Below are 18,055 nucleotides of genomic sequence, written 5' to 3'. Positions count from 1 at the left end.
TGATGTCTCCCCGAACGGAAGCAAGACATGGCCCTGGTTCCTCCCGAACAGAACGTTTCCCCGGTCAACACGGTGCCCGGCACTGTCCTTTCCGCCACACAAGGGGCGGCCCTGTCCATCACGGGTGTCAGCATCGCTGACAGCACCCAGGACAATTCCATGACAATCGTCCTGACGGCGTCCAGCGGGACCCTGTCAGCGACGGGCAATGCCAATGTCACGGTGACGCCCTCCAACAGCGATCAGACCCTGACCCTGACGGCCAATACCGGCACCGTGGTCAGCAATCTGAACGCCGTACTTCAGACGCTGAAATATACCGGTTCGGCGGTTGGCACAGCGACCATCTCTGTCACGACGACTGATAGCGGCAGTCTGTCGGATGCCGACAGTTTCAACGTCACTGTCGTGGCCAATGCCGCCCCCCTGAACAGTGTGCCCAGCAGCATCAATGCCACCGCCGGGACGGCGGTCAATCTGGCGGATGCCAACCTGATCAGCGTCAGCGACAGCAGCGTCTCCACCATGACTGTGACGCTGACCAGCAGTGGCGGCACCTTCACCTCCAGCAGCGGCACCGGGTCCGGTACCGGCAGCCTGACCCTGACCGGGTCGGTCAGCGCCGTGAATACCGCGCTGGCGGCCGTGAGTTTCACGCCGACCAGTGCCGGAACCACCAGCATCAGCGTGGCGACCAGCGACGGCTTGGGCGGCAGTGACAGTGACACGATCAGTGTCAATGTCACGGCGGCGGCGGCCATCAACAATAACCCCGTCAATTCCGTACCGGGCACAACCCAGTCGGCGACGGAAGATGTGGCCACCACCGTGACCAATGTGTCGGTCAGCGACGCCGACAGTACCAACACCTTGACGGTGACCTTCACCACCAGCGCCGGCACCCTGGCGGGCAGCAATGCCTCGAAAGGCAGCGTCACCTACACGAAGAATTCCGACAGCTCCGTAACGTTCAGCGGCGCCAATCAGACCGACCTGAACAGCGCCATCGATACGCTGACCTTCACGGGCACCGATCCGGGCGTAGCGACCATTACCATGTCCACAAGTGATGGGCAGGGTGGCACCGCCAGCAGCACCATCTCCTATTCCGTGACGGCCCCGACCAATACCGCCCCTGTCAACACCGTGCCGGGTACGACCGTCACGGGTGCTACCAAGGGTCAGGCTTTTGGCTTTACCGGCGGAAACGCCTTGTCGGTCACTGACAACGGCACCAGTGTCACCACGACGATCGGTACCAGCAATGGCACGTTGGCCGCCGCGGCCAGCGGTTCGGCGAGTGTCAGCAATTCCGGCACCGCCACCATTACCATCAGCGGCACGCCGACCGATGTGTCTAATACCATGGCCGGTCTGACCCTGACGGGTAGCACGACCGGTACCGCCACCATCAGTGTCAGCAGCAGCGATGGCAGCCTGACCGATGCCGACAGCTTTGCCGTCACCATCGCAGCGCCGGCCAATACCACACCGGTCAATTCCGTGCCCGGCAGCATCAGTGTGGAGAATGGTCAGTCCAAAGCCTTGACAGGTGGAAACGCCGTCAGTGTCACCGATAACGATAGCGGTGATACGCTGACGGTGCAGCTTTCCGCTTCCAACGGCAACCTGTCGGCCAGCGGGGGTACAGGAACCATCACCGGGTCCGGCACGTCCTCCCTGACCATTTCGGGGTCTGTTTCGCAGGTGAATACGGCGCTGGGCAACCTGTCCTTCAAGGGCACATCGGCGGGATCTGGCACGATCAGCATTGTCAGCACGGACCTGGCCAGTGCCAGCGACAGCGACGAGATCACCGTCACCGTGACAGCTGACGCAACCGCGCCGACCACCCCGACGGATAGTGACAGCACGGCCAACAGCGTCTCCACCAGCGCCAGCAATGGCACCGCTGTCGGCATCACCGCCGCTGCCACCGATGCGGTTGGCAGCATCAGCTACAGCCTGACCACCAATCCGGGCAGCGCGTTTGCCATCAACAGTTCCACGGGCATCGTCACCGTTGCCGATGCTTCGGCCCTGACGGCGGGCACTTCCAGCATCACCGTGCAGGCAGCCGACAGCGCCAGCAATGTCAGCAGTGCCAATTTCTCTATCACGGTGACGTCTCCGCCGGTCTCGCCACCTGTGTCCCCGCCCGTTTCTCCACCGGTTTCACCGCCAGTGTCGCCACCCGTTTCCCCGCCAGTGTCCCCGCCCGTCTCGCCGCCTGTGTCACCGCCGGTATCGCCCCCGGTTTCCCCGCCTGTATCCCCGCCCGTGTCGCCGCCAACCTCGCCGCCTGTGATCATCGGTGGTTCTTCGGTGTCCACACAGACGGGGACCGACAGCAGTGGTCAGGCGACGACAACCACCACCATTACCCCGGTGTCGGGCAGTGGCACTAATACGCCCAGCAATGTGCCGCTGGTCACCAGCGGCACTGGCGGAAGTGCAGAAACGGTCCTGGCGGTAACCTTGCCAGTAGGCGTGTCCCTGACCGCATCCGGGCGGTCCACTCCTGTATCCTCCACCCAGGCGGCATCCACGCTGACCAGCGGTCTGTCCGGCACCACGGCGAGTGGCGACAGCGTGGTCCTGGGCTCTGTCACGGATTTTGCCAACGCGGCCTCCAGTGGCACGGCCCTGGTTGTCCGTACGCTGACGCCGGTTCAGTCCAGCTCGGCCCTTTCCAGCACACCGATTGTTATTACCGGCGGCAGTAGCTCCACCACCCAGGAAGCGTTGATCATCAATGCCAGCAACCTGCCGGCTGGATCCAAGTTGCAGGTCGACAATGTTGATTTCGCGGTCATCACCGGTGCGGTTACCGTCACGGGTGGCAGCGGCTCCAACTTTGTGGTTGGCGATAGTAATGCGCAAAGCTTCACGCTGGGTGCCGACGACGACACCTTGCGCGGTGGCGGCGGCGATGACTTCGTGGGCAGCCTTGGCGGCAACGACCTGCTCTACGGCGATGCTGGCAATGACACGATAAGCGGCGGCATCGGTGATGACCGGCTCGTTGGTGGGGCTGGCGGTGACCAGCTGTTTGGTGGCGACGGTTTCGATGTTGCTCGGTTCGACACGATTTTCGCCAATGCCGTCATTACCACTTTGTCCGATGGCCGAATTTCGGTGGCGGACAAGACGGGCGCCCTGGGTATCGATCTGCTGAGCAGTGTGGAGGCCCTGCGCTTCACCGACCGTGTCGTGCTGCTGAGCGGTGCGCAGGGTGTTCAGGCGAATACGGGCAGCGTCACCGGTTTCAGTGAAGCGGCATATCTTGCCGCCAATCCCGACGTTGCGGCCGCCGTGCGGACCGGTCAGTTCAGCAGTGGTGCCGCCCATTACGCCCTCTCCGGTCAGTCGGAAGGACGCCTGACCAACGCCACCTTCGACAGCGCCTTCTATCTGGCGCATAATCCCGACGTCGCCTCGGCGGTGCAGGCGGGGTCGCTACGCAGCGCCTATCAGCATTTCCTGCAATATGGCCGGGCGGAGTTTCGGGCGGCCTCGGCTGACCGCGACTATGATGGCGGGCTGTTCAGCGAAAGTTACTATCTCTCGACCAACCCGGATGTGGCCGCCGCTGTGCAGACAGGTGGGTACCGTTCCGGCCTTCAGCATTACATGCAGTATGGCAAGGCGGAGGGCCGGGCCGGGTTCCCGTCAACCAGTCTGCCCCTGGGGCTGTATGACGAAACCTATTATCTATCGCACAATCCCGATGTCGCGGCGGCGGTCAGTGCCGGCGGTTATGCCGACGGGCTGGAGCATTTCATCCGCTATGGTCAGCGCGAGGGTCGGGAATTTGGGGCCTTGTTCAGCCCCAGCTGGTATCTGACCCAGAATCCCGATGTTGCCGCAGCGGTAAGGACGGGCGCCATCGACAGCGCGCTGACCCATTACCTGACTTATGGCTGGCGGGAAGGGCGGGACCCATCGGCCTGGTTCGATACCTCCACCTATCTGTCGACCCATATGGATGTGGCTGCCGCCGGGGCCTCCCCGCTGCTGCACTATATCCAGTTCGGCATGGCGGAGGGGCGGGTCATTGCGGCCGCCGATACCGGTCTCTGGTTATAAAGGCAGAACCAGCCGCAGGGCCCGGTCGGGCCCGCGGCCATGGGGCTGCCATTGCCGTGGATAGCCCAGGGACACTTCCTCGAACCGCACGCCGTCGCGCCAGTGGGTGGCGGGAACGTGCAGATGGCCGTGGATGCAGGCCAGCGCGTTGAAACGCTGGTGCCAATTCTCGGTCGCAACGGTCCCGCACCAGGGGCTGAAGCGCGGGATGCGGCGCAGGGTCACCAGATCCTGGCGCAGCGGATAATGGTTGATCAGCACGGTTCGCATGCCCGCCGGCACCTCCCGTTCCAGCCGGGCCTGTGTCCAGGCGACGCGCGCGGCGCACCAGTCCTGGCGCGTCGGATAGGGGGTGGGCAACAGGCGCGTCTCATCGGCACTGCGCAGCCGCTTTTCCCATGCCCATTCCAGCACGGTTTCCAGCTTTATCTCCGGCGGTCGGAACGAGTAGTCGAAACCTAAGAAAATCGGGGCCAGCAGCACCGGCCCGCCGACCCCTTCCCAGACGGGATAGGGGTCCTCCGGTGTGACGACACCGTGCGTGCGGGCCACATCCACCATGGCCCGATACTTGGCCTCTCCCGCCAGAACCGCGCCGTCCGGTCCCTTGATCGTCCAGAGTTCGTGATTGCCGGGAACCCAGATCAGGCGGGCGAAGCAGCGGGACAGGAGTTCGAAGGCCCAGGCCAGATCGTCCGGCTTCTCCGCCACGTCGCCGGCCAGGATCAGCCAATCCTCACCATGGTCGGGCAAAGCCTCGATCCCGGCCCGGTTGGCGGACATGGACAGATGCAGATCGCTGATGGCCCATAGACGCGACGGATTTCCCGTTGTCCCGTCCGCAACCTGAAGCCGCATGGTGAATTCCGTCTGGAAATGGTAATCTCTGTTCAATTTGAGGCGGAGGAGCGGTTTGGGCAATGCGGTTGGGCCAACACACGGCTGGATGCCGGCCATGCGTCGGTTCCACAGGCTTGCCGTGCTGTTCCTCTGCATCCTGTTTGGGGTTGGCAGCGTAAAGGCGGCTGACCCTGTCCCCGGCTTACATGGCGACAGCTACTGGAATGACAGGGCCGAGGTGCTTTTTGAGCGCATCGGTCGTGGTGCCGGCCTGCCCAGCGACATTGTCACAGCCATTGCACAGGATCGCGCCGGCTTCATCTGGGTTGGCACACCGGTCGGTCTGACCCGTTTCGACGGCTACCGCTTCCGGGTGTTTCAGCCGGACAGCCGTGATCCATCCTCTCTACCCGACGGCTATGTCAACGCGCTGCATGTGGATCAGCGGGGGCGCTTGTGGGTGGGCACCAATAATGGCGGTGTCGCCCGGTTCATTCCGGAAACGGAGAGCTTTGCCCGCTATCCGGCGGGTCCGGGCGGGTTGGCCCACCCCACGGCCTACCGCTTCGCGGAAGACCGGGAAGGTAATATCTGGGTGGCGTTGCGCTCCGGCCTGGCCCGGCTGGATGCTGATACCGGGGCGGCGGAGAATTACAAGATACAGGATGGCGGCGGGTCCGGTGGCCTGCCGGGTAATGTCGTGCTGGATCTGTTGTTCGACCGGCAGGGCACCCTCTGGGTGGCGACCGACCGGGGGCTGGCCCTGCGTCGTCAGGGACACAGCGCGTTCGAGGATGCGCATGATGTGCTGTCACTGCCCAGCATCCCGCCTGATGCCTCCATCACTACCTTGTTCGAGGATGCGCGCGGTCGTGTCTGGATCGGCACGCGCGGCGGCATCGTCGTCTGTCACGATCTGGAAACAGGCATCTCACAATCCTATGACATGGCCCGTGCCGATGGGCGTATCGCCGACCGTCCGCAGGTCCGGGCCATCCAGGATCTGCGTATCGATGGCGATGTCCGTGACCGTATCTGGATCGCCACCGATCCCGGCGGGCTTCTGGAGCTGGACCTGGATACCGGGGTGCTGCGGTCCATCCATCATGATCCCGCCGTGCTGGCCAGCATCAGCAGCGATGCCGTGCGCGCCATGCTGCGGGACCGGTCCGGCCTGATCTGGGTGGCGACCTGGGGTGGGGGCGTGAATGTGCACAACCCTGCCAATCAGGGCATTCTGTCTATCTTCTCCTCCCCCTCGCACCCCGACAGCCCCAGTGAGCCGCAGGTCCGCTCCATCCTGGCGGCCAGTGATGGCAAGGTTTGGCTGGGGTTCGAGTCCAAAGGCATCGATATTCTCGATCCGGCCAAGGGCGACCGTGTTCGCCTGCCGCCCGGTGGTGCGCCGGGACAGGGATTACCGCGCGCCAATGTCCTGTCCATGGCTGAGGAGGGGACGGATACCGTCTGGATCGGCACGCAGTTGGGGCTGGCGCGTTATTCGCGGGCGACGGGTCAGGTGCGGCAGGTCGACCTGCCTGGGACCCTTGCCGGGTCGCCCATCCACGCCATCCTGGTGCGTGACGGTGAATTGTGGCTGGCGACCGATGGGCTGGTCCGGTTTGATCCGCGCAGCGGTGCGGTCACCCATTTCCGCCATGATCCGGATGACGCCACCACTCTGGCCGATGACCGGGTGCGCGTGTTGGCAACCGCACCAGACGGTCGCATCTGGGCCGGGACCCATCGCGGCCTGCACCTGATCGATCCGCGTACCGGCCATATCCGCCGGGTACAGAACCGGTCCTGGGACTGGTCCTCGTTGGCCCATAACTACATTACCGGCCTGATTTACGACCGGCAGGGGCGCCTTTGGGTGGGCACGCTGGGCGGCGGGGTCAGTGTACTGGGCAGCGACCTGTCGGATGAACGATACCGCTTCACCACCCTGTCACAGCGCCATGGCCTGCCCGGCGATAGCGTGCAGGCCATGGTCATGGACGATGCCGGACAGATCTGGGTCAGCACGGAGGATGGTCTGGCCCGCATCGATCCTGACACCCGCGCCATCACCGCCGTCGGCTGGGATGACGGTCTGGGTGTGCGGGGGACATGGGTCGGCTCTGCCGCGCGGCTGCAAGGAGGCGCGCTGCTGTTCGGCGGAAGGGAGGGGTTGACGGTCGTGCGGCCCGCCGCCCTGCGCGGATGGGACTATCAGCCGCCTCTTGTGGTGACGGAGGTTCGTATCGACAACGAACCGATCCCTGCTGCCGCCCTGAACCTCACGGCCCTGGCGCCGATGGAGACGGCCATCGGTGCCGCCAAGGTGGCCAAGCCGTCGCAGGCGGCCATCAACCTCCCGGCAGGGGCCCAGACGCTGACCGTCGGCTTTGCGGCCCTGGATTATGCCGGTCCCGGCAGTCTGCGCTACAGCTATACGCTGGATGGGTTCGACAAGGGCTGGGTGGAGGTGGATGCGCTGGGCCGGCTTGCCACCTACACCAACCTGCCGCCCGGCAGCTATACGCTGCGTCTGCGCGCCACCAACAAGGAAGGGGTCTGGGGCAGTGCCACGCGCACCGTTGCCATCACCGTGCTGCCGTCCTGGTACCAGACGGGATTGGCGCGGATAGGGGCCGTGGTGGCCGTGCTGGCCCTGCTGGGGCTGGTGATCCAGGCCCGGACGGCGGCCTTGCGGCGGCAGCGGCGCTGGTTGGAACGGCTGGTGGCGCAACGCACGCAGGATCTGGTCGATGCCAATGCCGAACTGGAGCGCCTGGCGTCCACCGACGCCCTGACCGGCCTTCTGAACCGTCGCCGGTTTGACGAGGCCGGTCTGGCGGAGATCGACCGTGCGCAGCGTTATGGACGTCCGTTCAGCCTGCTGCTCGTGGATCTGGATCATTTCAAGCTGGTGAATGACACGTTCGGCCACAATGCCGGGGACGCCGCCCTGCGCGCGGCGGCGCAGCGCGTGCTGGCATCGGTACGGACCACTGATATCGTTGCCCGCTATGGCGGGGAGGAACTGGCCGTGCTGCTGCCCGAAACGGATGAGGCCGAAGCCCGCGTCGTGGCCGAACGTATCCGGGAGATGGTGGCGGCCAAGCCCGTGGAGCATGAGGGCAGTGTCATCGGCCTGACAGCCAGTGTCGGCGGTGCCCAATATGGCCCCCAGGACAATGATCTGGCCCGTCTGACGGGCCGGGTCGATGCCGCGCTTTACCGCGCCAAACAGGCGGGCCGCAACCGTGTGGTCTTTGGTGACCGCGACAGCGGGCGGGGCCAGCAGCCGACGCCATTGTCCGCCCATCAGTAAAGCGTGTACAGGCTCGCTCATCTTTTCCTGGTACGTGCATTCTTCTCGCGCACGGACCTTCCCGTCACTGGTATAAGTATGATGATTTCCCTGTCTCCTGTCCCGGCGCCGCGATGAGCATCATTGTCAGAACCCTGTCGGACCAGACCTATGAGGCGGTGCGCCGCAAGATATTGTGCGGCGCCATCCCTGCTGGCACGCCGCTACGCCAGGACGTGATCGCAACGGAGCTGGGCGTCAGCAAGATCCCCTTGCGGGAGGCTCTGGGCCGTCTGGAACAGGATGGGCTGCTGATCTCCTATCCCAATCGTGGCTACGTGGTGCGCCCTTTGACCAAGGCGGAGGCAGCGGAAGTTTTCGCGTTGCGCCTGAAACTGGAACCCGGCGCCGTGGTGGATGGCGCGCGTCGTGCGACACCGGACCATCATGCGGCGGCCTGTGCGGCCCTGGCGGCACTGGAACTGGATCAGGACCGCGACGGTGCCGATCACGTCACCCAGAACCGCCTGTTCCATCTGTCACTGATCAAGCCGGGGGGCCCCGTGACCTATCAGTTGCTGAAACGGCTTCACATCCTGTCGGAACGCTATGTCCGCCTGCATCTGGAGCCGAAGGGGCGGGAGGATCGGGCACGGCTTGAACACCGGGCCATTCTGGAGGCCTGGATATCCATGGATGCGGAACGGGTGGATCGTCTGGTGGCCGACCATATCCGCAGCACGCTGGACGATCTGCACGTCCAGTTCGGGGTTTGACGGAGTCGCGGCAGCAGCGTGCCTTGTTCCGCCAGCGCGCTTTTCACAACATCATTGCCAATCGGATTTGCGCCGGCCTGTCACGGTCATCATGTAATCATGTCTCCGTATTTATAATATAATAATGGAAATCTAGTAAAAGACGTGCTATCCGAAAACAGTCGGGACGTTCGTCAGGACGTGTGCCGGTGGTTCCAGGGAGAATAGGTTATGGCCAAGGATCAGGTCGCGCAGGGCATGTCACCCCGCCGCCTGCGGTCGCAGGAATGGTTCAACAACCCCGCCAATGCCGACATGACGGCGCTCTATCTGGAGCGCTATCTGAATTTCGGGTTGAGCCGGGAGGAATTGCAGTCGGGCAAGCCCATTATCGGTATCGCCCAGACAGGATCGGATCTGTCCCCGTGCAACCGCCACCATGTGGTGCTGGCGGAACGTATCCGGGAAGGCATCCGCACTGCGGGCGGTATCGCCATCGAATTCCCCGTTCATCCGATTCAGGAGACGGGCAAGCGCCCGACGGCGGGCCTTGACCGCAACCTCGCCTATCTGGGGCTGGTGGAGCTGCTATACGGCTACCCGCTGGACGGGGTGGTGCTGACCATCGGTTGCGACAAGACCACGCCGGCCATGCTGATGGCCGCCGCGACCGTGAATATTCCAGCCATCGCCCTGTCGGTCGGCCCCATGCTGAATGGCTGGCACAAGGGGGAGCGCACGGGATCGGGTACCATCGTCTGGAAGGCGCGCCAGATGATGGCGGCGGGTGAGATCGATTATAAGGGTTTCATCGATCTGGTTGCCTCCTCTGCCCCGTCCACGGGCTATTGCAACACGATGGGCACGGCGACCACCATGAATTCGCTGGCCGAAGCGCTGGGCATGCAATTGCCCGGCTCCGCCGCCATTCCCGCCCCCTATCGCGAACGCCAGCAGGTGGCGTACGAGACGGGCAAGCGCATCGTGGGCATGGTGGAGGAGGACCTGAAGCCGTCCGACATCATGACGCGCGATGCCTTCCTGAACGCCATCGTCGTGAATTCGGCCATCGGCGGGTCCACAAACGCCCCCATCCATCTGGCCGCTATCGCGCGGCATATGGGCGTGGAACTGTCGCTTGATGACTGGCAGACCTATGGCCATAAAATCCCGCTGCTGGTGAACCTTCAGCCGGCGGGGGAGTATCTGGGCGAGGATTATCACCATGCCGGCGGCGTGCCCGCCGTGGTCAATCAGCTGATGGGCCAGGGCCTGATTCGCGAAGATGCCATGACCGTCAATGGCCGCACCATCGGGGATAATTGCCGGGGCCGCGAGATCGAAATGCCGGAGGTTATCCGCACCTTCGACAATCCGCTGAAGCCCGAGGCCGGTTTCATCTTGTTGCGCGGCAGCCTGTTCGACAATGCCATCGTCAAGACCTCGGTGATCAGCGCGGAATTCCGGGAGCGCTATCTGTCAAACCCCGCCGATCCCGAGGCGTTCGAAGGCCGTGCCTTCGTGTTCGACGGGCCGGAGGATTATCATCACCGCATCGATGATCCCGCCCTGGATATTGGCCCCAACGACATCCTGGTGATGCGCGGGGCCGGCCCTATCGGTTATCCAGGGGCGGCAGAAGTGGTGAACATGCGGCCCCCTGCCTATCTGATCAAACAGGGCGTCAGCGTCCTGCCTTGCATCGGCGACGGGCGGCAGTCGGGCACTTCAGGCTCGCCCTCCATCCTGAATGCCTCACCAGAGGCGGCAGCAGGCGGCAATCTGGCCATCCTGCGCAGCGGCGACCGGGTGCGGATCGACCTGCGCAAGGGCCGGGCCGATATCCTGATCCCGGATGCGGAGATCGCGGAGCGTCAGCGGGCACTGGCGGCGGCGGGTGGCTATCGCTATCCGGCCTCGCAAACGCCGTGGCAGGAAATTCAGCGCCGCATGGTGGGGCAGTTGGGCGACGGCGCCATCCTGGAACCGGCGGCACAGTTCCAGCGCATTGCCGAGACCTATGGGGTGCCGCGGGATAATCACTGAGTAAGTGGGGGGGCGCTTCAACCAGGCGCCCCCTTCTTCATTGGTGTGTCAACCCACGAACAGGACATCCAGCCGTCGCGGTCCATGCACGCCCACCACCCGGTCCAGCTCAATATCGGCGGTGGCCGAGGGACCAGAACAGAAGGTGATGGGGCGGTTGGGCACCAGGGCGGCGATGGCTTCAGGCACCAGCCCGACCAGCTGTTCGGCCCGTACCACGCAGAGGTGATAATCGGGCAGCAGGGTCAGGGCGCGCCGTCCCTGTGCCGCCCCGCCATCCAGAACGATACTGCCCGTCTCGGCAATGGCCAAGGCCGCCCCGGTCAGGGCACCGGGAATGGCGTTCAGCGCGCCATGGGGCAGATTATCATCGGGTACCAGTGCCACCCCATCTGGCCGCCATTCCGCCGGCAGGTCGGTCGGTACAGCCAGCCGGTCAATGCCACGGCCTGCCAGAATGCCGGCCAAGGCAGGGGCTACAGTGCCGCTGGTCCGGGTCACACCCACATTGTAATCGCGCAGCCGGTCCAGGAACCGTTCCACCATGGCTTCGCGGTCGCCTTCCCACACGCGGTTGATGGCCGGGGTGGGTGTGACGGGTGGCGGGCTGCCGGCGATGGCGGCGCGCACGCGCGACAGGATCAGGTCACGACCGTTCATCACTTGTCCTCCCGCTTCTGCCACCAGTCGCGGAAGCTCTGTTCCGGCAGCGCTGGGAAATCGCGCGACAGGGTCCAGCCGGACAAGGGCGGGGGCAGCCAGGGCAGGGTGCCATCCCGCATCAGCAGCTTCTGGCCCAGCCGACCCGCCCACAATGACCAGTCCAAGGCCCCTTGGTTGCCGAACATGCGGGCGGCGACCCCCATGGCCAGCGCCTCTCCCTTGCCGGCATGGCCCTCGCGAACCACGCGGCCACGCAGATGGACCAGGATTTGCGGAATGTTAATCTTGACCGGGCATACTTCATGACACGCGCCGCACAGGCTGCTGGCATAGGGGAGGCTCCCTGCCTCCTCCAGGCCACGCAGCTGCGGCGTGACGATGGCGCCGATGGGTCCCTGATACATGCTGTCATAGGCATGGCCGCCTGCCCGTTCATAGACGGGACAGACGTTCAGGCAGCGCGAACAGCGGATGCAGTGCAGCGTTTCGCGCGCCACCTCATCCGCCAGGATTTTGCTGCGGCCATTATCCAGCAGCACCAGATGGAATTCGCATGGCCCGTCGCCTGCATGCACCCCGGTCCAGAGCGAATTATAGGGGTTCATCCGCTCCCCCGTGGCCGCGCGGGGCAGTAGCTGGAGGAACACCGACAGGTCATCGAAGCGTGGCAGCACCTTTTCGATGCCCATGATGGAGATCAGGACTTGAGGCAGGGTCAGGCACATGCGGCCATTGCCCTCCGACTCCACAACGCCCACGGTGCCTGTCTCGGCCACGGCGAAGTTGGCGCCACTGATGGCGACCTTCGTCTCCATGAATTTCTGGCGCAGATAGGCGCGGGCGGCGCGCGTCAGGTCGGGCGGACGGTCGGACAGGCCAGTGCCATGCTCCCCCATTTCCGCCCGGAAAAGATCGCGAATTTCCACGCGGTTCTTGTGGATGGCGGGCACCAGCAGATGCGACGGCCTCTCCTTCGCCATCTGCACGATCATATCGGCCAGATCGGTTTCATAGGGGCGGATGCCGGCTTCTTCCAGGGCGGGGTTCAGCTCAATCTCGTCCGTGGTCATGGACTTGATCTTGATGACCTGATCGGTGCCCGCTTGCCTCGTCAGGCGGACAATGATCTCTCGCGCCTCGGCCGCATCGGCGGCCCAATGAACATGACCGCCTGCCTTGGTGACCATTTCCTCTAGTTGCAGCAGGTATTGGTCCAGCTTGGCATGCGCCTCCCGCTTGATGGCCTTGCCGGCCTCGCGCAGCGCTTCCCAGTCCGGCAGTTCGGCGGTGACCTTGGCGGTCTTGCCCCGGATGGTATTGGTGGCCTTGGCCAGGTTGCGCCGCTGCTGCGTGTTGCGCAGTCCATCGGCGGCGCGGGTGGGGAAATTGGTGCTCATGCCCAGGGTTCCTCCGCCGTGGAGGCCAGGATCTGCGCCAGATGCACCGTACGCACGCCCGTGCGCTGCCGCGACAGGCCGCCGCCAATATGCATCAGACAGCTATTGTCGCCGGCGGTGCAGATCTCCGCCCCGGTGGACAGGATGTGGCGCATCTTGTCGGTCAGCATGGCGGTGCTGGTCTCGGCATTCTTCACGGCAAAGGTGCCACCAAAGCCGCAGCATTCGCGGTTATTGGGCAGTTCCACCAGATCGATGCCCGACACATGCCGCAGCAGGGTCAGCGGCCCGTCACCCAGGTTCAGGGAGCGGAGCGAATTGCACGAGCTGTGATAGGTGACCCGGTGCGGATAATAAGCACCGACATCGCTCAACCCAAGCTTCTGCGTCAGGAATTCGGAGAATTCAAAGACGCGCGGCGCCATCGCCTCCACCGCTCGCAGCAGCCCCTCATCCTTGGCCACATGCTGGGCCAGATAGGGATATTGCCCCCGCACCATGGCGGTGCAGGAGGTGGACGGGATCACGATGGCTTCCGCATCTTGGAACGTATCGACGAAGCGGCGGACCAGGCCCACCGCGTCATCATGATAACCGGAATTATGATGCATCTGGCCGCAGCAGGTCTGGGCCAGCGGAAACTCCACCTGATGCCCCAGCCGCTCCAGCACCCGCACCACGGCCCGGCCGGTATCGGGAAACAGGCTGTCATTGATGCAGGTGATGAAAAGCGAGACGCGCATTTTGTGGGGGACCGGTTACTGCAAATTCACAAACGCGCCGCCATCGACCAGCAGCGCGGCACCCGTTACATAGCGGGCCAGATCGGACGCCAGGAACACGACCGGCCCGCCCATATCTTCCGGCTGGCCCAGGCGGCCCAGGGGGATGCGGCCTTCCATGTAGGTGCGCTTGGCTGTATCGGCCAAATCATCCTTGTTGATGTCGGTCAGGATGGTGCCCGGCAGCAGCGAATTGCAGCGGATGCCATAGGGACCGAGCGCGATGGCGCAGCTCTGCATCAGCGAATGCACACCGGCCTTGGTGGGCGTGTAATGGGTCTGCATGCCGCCGCCGACCAGGGCGGAGATGGAGGAGATGGCGATGATCGCCCCGCCACGGCCCTGATTCTTCATCTGGTTGGCGGCGGCCTGGGTCATGTAATAGGCGCCGTTCAGGTTCACCTTGATGGTCCGGTCAACCACATCGACCGGCATGTCCAGGAACCCATGGAACGGGCAGATGCCGGCGTTAGAGACGAAGACATCGACGCCGCCGAAGGCCGCCACGGCTGCCTTCACGAATTCCGGGGCCGCCGCCGGATCGGACACATCACCCTTCACGGCGATGGCCTTCTGACCCAGCGCCTCAATCTGCGCCACCACATCTTCGGCAGCGGCGGGGGAGGCTGCATAGTTGATGGCGACATTGGCCCCATGCCGGGCGCATTCGACCGCCACAGCCGCTCCGATCCCGCGCGATGCACCGGTGATCAGCACGGTTTTGCCTTCCAACAAACGCATGGCTTTCCTCCTTGAATCTCATATTGCGGAATGATGTCTCATAAATCAAAATCTGACGCAAGCCTGATCCCCCAGTGGGAAAGGGTGACCGGTATCAGGACCGCATTGACAGAAGTTGTCCCATTTTATAAAACTGTATCCCACAATTGAGAACGTGCGCGCTTTCCTTGCCCGCTGCGCATGCCCTTCAGGGAGTGTGAAAACACCATGGCCTTCCCTCTTATCCGCGATGTCCGCGCCTATGTGGTGCGCGGTGGTGGTGCCGATTATCATGACCAGGGCGATGGCCACTGGATCGACGATCATATCGCCACCCCGATGAGCCGCTATCCCGAATATCGCCAGTCCAGGCAGAGCTTTGGCATCAATGTGCTTGGCACGCTGGTTGTGGAGATCGAGGCGTCGGATGGCACCATCGGATTCGCGGTGACCACGGGCGGGGAGCCGGCCTGCTATCTGGTGGAAAAGCATTTCTCCCGCTTTCTGATCGGCCGTTCGCCGGTGGAAGTGGAGAAGATCTGGGACCAGATGTATTTCGGCTCGCAATATTATGGCCGCAAGGGTCTGGTGGTGAACGCCATTTCCGGCGTCGATCTGGCCCTGTGGGACCTGCTGGGCAAGCTGCGGCAGGAACCGGTCTATCACCTGCTGGGTGGTGCGGTCCGCGATGAACTGACCTTCTATGCCACCGGCGCGCGCCCCGATCTGGCCAAGCAAATGGGCTTTATCGGCGGCAAGATGCCCCTGCATCATGGCCCGGCGGAAGGCGAGGAAGGCCTGCGCAAGAATATCGAAGAACTGGCCACCATGCGCGAGCGGGTGGGCGAGGATTTCTGGCTGATGTTCGATTGCTGGATGGCACTCGACCTGAACTACGCCACCAAGCTGGCCCACAAGGCGCATGAATATGGCCTGAAATGGATCGAAGAGGCGCTGTCGCCCGACGATTACTGGGGCTACGCCGAACTGAAGAAGAAGGCCCCGCCGGGCATGCTGGTGACGACGGGCGAGCATGAGGCTACCCGCTGGGGCTTCCGCATGCTGATGGAGATGGATTGCTGCGACATCATCCAGCCGGATGTGGGCTGGTGCGGCGGTGTCACCGAGCTGACCAAGATTGCCAATATGGCCGACAGCCGGGGCATTATGGTCATTCCGCACGGGTCGTCGGTCTATTCCTATCACTTTGTCATCACGCGCCATAACAGCCCGTTTGCCGAATTCCTGATGATGGCGCCCAAGGCCGACAAGGTCGTGCCGATGTTCCATCCGCAGCTGCTGGGTGAGCCAGTGCCCGTCAATGGCAAGCTGAAACTGTCCGACAAGCCCGGCTTTGGCGTGGAGCTGAACCGCGAGGTCAAGCTGCACCGCCCCTATGTCGGCCAGGGCAAATAATCCAATCATTTCCGATCACGAAAGCCACTTATCATGAAACTGCTGCGTTACGGCCCCAAGGGCCAGGAAAAGCCGGGCCTGATGGATGCCACCGGCACCATCCGCGACCTGTCCGGCATCGTGTCTGACATCACCCCGGACGTGCTGTCGCCCGCCGGTCTGGCCAAGATCGCCGCCATCGACCCGGCCAGCCTGCCGGCCGTCGAAGGGTCCCCACGCTATGGTGTGCCCATCAATGGCGTGCGCAAGTTCATCGCAGTCGGCCTGAACTTCGCCGACCATGCCGCCGAAAGCAACCTGCCCATCCCGACGGAGCCGGTGCTGTTCACCAAGGCCATCTCCTGCCTGACCGGCCCCAATGACCCGGTGATGATCCCCAAGGGATCGGAAAAGACCGACTGGGAAGTGGAACTGGGCATCGTCATCGGCAGCCGCGCGCGCTATGTCAGCGAGGAGAACGCGCTGGACCATGTCGCGGGATATGTCCTGATCAATGACGTGTCGGAACGCGCGTTCCAGATCGAACGCGGCGGCACCTGGGACAAGGGCAAGGGCTGCGACACGTTCGGTCCCGTCGGCCCCTGGGTCGTGACGTCGGACGAGGTGGGCGATCCCCAAAACCTGTCCATGTGGCTGGAGGTGAACGGTCACCGCTATCAGAATGGCAGCAGCAAGACCATGATCTTCACCTGCCGGCAGCTGGTCGCCTATATCAGCCAGTTCATCACGCTGGAACCGGGTGATCTGATCACCACCGGCACCCCGCCGGGCGTGGGCCTGGGCCAGAAGCCGGAGCCGAAATATCTGAAGGCCGGCGACGTCATACGCCTGGGCATCGAAAAACTGGGCGAGCAGCGCCAGGACGTTGTCGCCTGGACCCAGGAAGGTGTGGCATGAGCATCTATGCCGACCGTTTCAAGGGCCAGGTCGCCATTGTTACCGGCGGCGCGTCGGGCGTGGGCCGGGAAGTCGCAGCCCGCCTGACGCAGGAGGGGGCCAAGGTCGTCCTCTGGGACATGAATGCCGATGCCCTGGCCGATGCCAAGGCCGCGACGGGTGCCGTCGATGCAGTACAGCTTGATGTGACCGATGCCGAGGCTGTGCAGGCGGCAGCGGACGCGGTGGCCGCAAAGCTAGGCCGTGTCGATGTGCTAATCGCCAGCGCCGGAATCACGGGGGCGACCGTTCCGGTGCAGGAATTCCCGCTGGATAGCTGGCGTCGGGTCATCGACATCAATCTGAACGGCCTGTTTTATTGCTGCCGTGCGGTCATCCCGCACATGCTGAAGAATGATTATGGCCGCATCGTCAATGTCTCCTCGGTGGCCGGCAAGGAAGGCAACCCCAATGCCTCTGCCTACTCGGCATCCAAGGCGGGTGTGATCGGTTTTACCAAGTCGCTGGGCAAGGAACTGGCCAAGACCGGCATCCGCGTCAACGCCCTGACGCCCGCCACCTTCAAAAGCCCGATCCTGGAACAGTTGCCGCAGAGCCAGGTCGATTACATGCTGTCCAAGATCCCCGCGGGGCGTCTGGGCGAGGTGCATGAAGTTGCGGCCATGATCAGTTGGATGGCCAGCGCCGAGTGCAGCTTCACTACCGCGTCGACCTTCGACATTTCCGGTGGCCGCACGACTTATTGATCGTCATGTACGACAGGGGAAAGGGCCGGTCCGGTTTGGGCCGGCCCTTTTCGTTTACAGTGTGATGACCTGTCGGCCCAGATCCACGATCCGCACCGCATCCGGGCGGCCCGGTTGAGGGGCGGGGCAGGCGGCGGAAAGATAGCGGATGATCCGCCCGCCGCTGATTGGCCGGTCCCAGGCATAGATCGGGCAGGGGCCGGACGGGCTTTGGTGGGTGCTGCCCGTCTCATAATTCTCATAATTGCCGAACTGGCTGCCCAGGCCGTTATCGACGCTTGTTGGCTGTGGCGGTGGGGTTGCCGTTGGCTCGGGCGCAGGTGTCTGCGCGCAAGCAGTCAGGGCCAGTGCCAGACCGATAAGTGACAGGTAACGCACGGACATCCCCCGACTGCCGAGGATGAAG

13 protein-coding genes are annotated in these 18,055 nt (G+C 63.7%); 7 read left to right on the top strand and 6 right to left on the bottom strand.

What is annotated here, in order from left to right:
* Positions 1-27 precede the first annotated feature (27 nt).
* Entirely contained in the window at positions 28-4,089 is a 4,062-nt protein-coding gene (locus C0V82_RS27865) for a beta strand repeat-containing protein (protein ID WP_211107953.1), read from the top strand.
* On the opposite strand, the gene C0V82_RS24360 is transcribed toward C0V82_RS27865, so the two are convergent.
* Positions 4,084-4,947 carry a metallophosphoesterase family protein gene (locus C0V82_RS24360; protein ID WP_102115195.1) on the bottom strand — a complete coding sequence of 288 codons (864 nt, stop codon included), beginning with the start codon at positions 4,945-4,947 and terminating at the stop codon, positions 4,084-4,086. The genes C0V82_RS27865 and C0V82_RS24360 overlap by 6 nt on opposite strands.
* 97 nt (positions 4,948-5,044) lie before the next feature.
* Between C0V82_RS24360 and C0V82_RS24355 the strand changes: the two genes are divergently transcribed.
* The 3 genes from C0V82_RS24355 (at position 5,045) to C0V82_RS24345 (ending at position 11,028) form a co-directional block, all read left to right on the top strand.
* Entirely contained in the window at positions 5,045-8,248 is a 3,204-nt protein-coding gene (locus C0V82_RS24355; protein ID WP_158660173.1) for a ligand-binding sensor domain-containing diguanylate cyclase, read from the top strand.
* Positions 8,249-8,361: 113 nt separating this feature from the next.
* Positions 8,362-9,003, top strand: a complete 642-nt coding sequence (locus tag C0V82_RS24350; protein ID WP_102114994.1) for a GntR family transcriptional regulator — start codon at positions 8,362-8,364, stop codon at positions 9,001-9,003.
* Positions 9,004-9,213: 210 nt separating this feature from the next.
* Positions 9,214-11,028 (top strand): IlvD/Edd family dehydratase, encoded by a 1,815-nt coding sequence (locus C0V82_RS24345; RefSeq protein WP_188595040.1) that lies wholly within the window; start codon positions 9,214-9,216, stop codon positions 11,026-11,028.
* A 48-nt stretch (positions 11,029-11,076) separates the two neighbouring features.
* Here the strand turns inward: C0V82_RS24345 and C0V82_RS24340 are convergent, their stop codons facing one another.
* Genes C0V82_RS24340 through lra1 form a run of 4 tightly spaced genes read right to left on the bottom strand, consistent with a single transcriptional unit; the run spans position 11,077 to position 14,611 of the window.
* Positions 11,077-11,688: a LutC/YkgG family protein gene (locus tag C0V82_RS24340; RefSeq protein ID WP_188595041.1), complete on the bottom strand. Its 612-nt coding sequence runs from the start codon at positions 11,686-11,688 to the stop codon at positions 11,077-11,079.
* A complete protein-coding gene (locus tag C0V82_RS24335) occupies positions 11,688-13,088 on the bottom strand; it encodes a LutB/LldF family L-lactate oxidation iron-sulfur protein (RefSeq protein WP_102114992.1) in 1,401 nt (466 codons plus the stop codon). Before C0V82_RS24335 ends, C0V82_RS24340 begins: the two co-directional genes overlap by 1 nt.
* Entirely contained in the window at positions 13,085-13,831 is a 747-nt protein-coding gene (locus tag C0V82_RS24330; protein ID WP_102114991.1) for a (Fe-S)-binding protein, read from the bottom strand. The genes C0V82_RS24335 and C0V82_RS24330 overlap by 4 nt, the downstream gene beginning before the upstream one ends.
* A 15-nt stretch (positions 13,832-13,846) precedes the next feature.
* Entirely contained in the window at positions 13,847-14,611 is a 765-nt protein-coding gene (lra1, locus tag C0V82_RS24325; RefSeq protein WP_102114990.1) for an L-rhamnose 1-dehydrogenase Lra1, read from the bottom strand.
* 207 nt (positions 14,612-14,818) lie between these two features.
* On the opposite strand from lra1, the gene rhmD reads away from it, so the two are divergent.
* The 3 genes from rhmD to C0V82_RS24310 are packed head-to-tail and all read left to right on the top strand — an operon-like array spanning position 14,819 to position 17,649.
* Positions 14,819-16,006 carry an L-rhamnonate dehydratase gene (rhmD, locus tag C0V82_RS24320; RefSeq protein WP_102114989.1) on the top strand — a complete coding sequence of 396 codons (1,188 nt, stop codon included), beginning with the start codon at positions 14,819-14,821 and terminating at the stop codon, positions 16,004-16,006.
* 33 nt (positions 16,007-16,039) lie between these two features.
* The gene (locus tag C0V82_RS24315) at positions 16,040-16,903 is read left to right on the top strand and encodes a 2,4-didehydro-3-deoxy-L-rhamnonate hydrolase (protein ID WP_102114988.1); all 864 of its coding nucleotides are present in this window, start codon (positions 16,040-16,042) and stop codon (positions 16,901-16,903) included.
* Positions 16,900-17,649 carry an SDR family NAD(P)-dependent oxidoreductase gene (locus C0V82_RS24310; protein ID WP_102114987.1) on the top strand — a complete coding sequence of 250 codons (750 nt, stop codon included), beginning with the start codon at positions 16,900-16,902 and terminating at the stop codon, positions 17,647-17,649. Before C0V82_RS24315 ends, C0V82_RS24310 begins: the two co-directional genes overlap by 4 nt.
* Positions 17,650-17,703: 54 nt before the next feature.
* Here C0V82_RS24310 and C0V82_RS24305 read toward each other — a convergent pair whose 3' ends face one another.
* The gene (locus C0V82_RS24305; RefSeq protein ID WP_102114986.1) at positions 17,704-18,033 is read right to left on the bottom strand and encodes a hypothetical protein; all 330 of its coding nucleotides are present in this window, start codon (positions 18,031-18,033) and stop codon (positions 17,704-17,706) included.
* Positions 18,034-18,055: the final 22 nt, after the last annotated feature.

Origin of the sequence: Niveispirillum cyanobacteriorum (assembly GCF_002868735.1) — a bacterium.
GTDB classification, from domain to species: domain Bacteria; phylum Pseudomonadota; class Alphaproteobacteria; order Azospirillales; family Azospirillaceae; genus Niveispirillum; species Niveispirillum cyanobacteriorum.
Note: the sequence above shows the minus strand (reverse complement) of the source record. Positions and strands in the feature narration are given on the sequence as shown.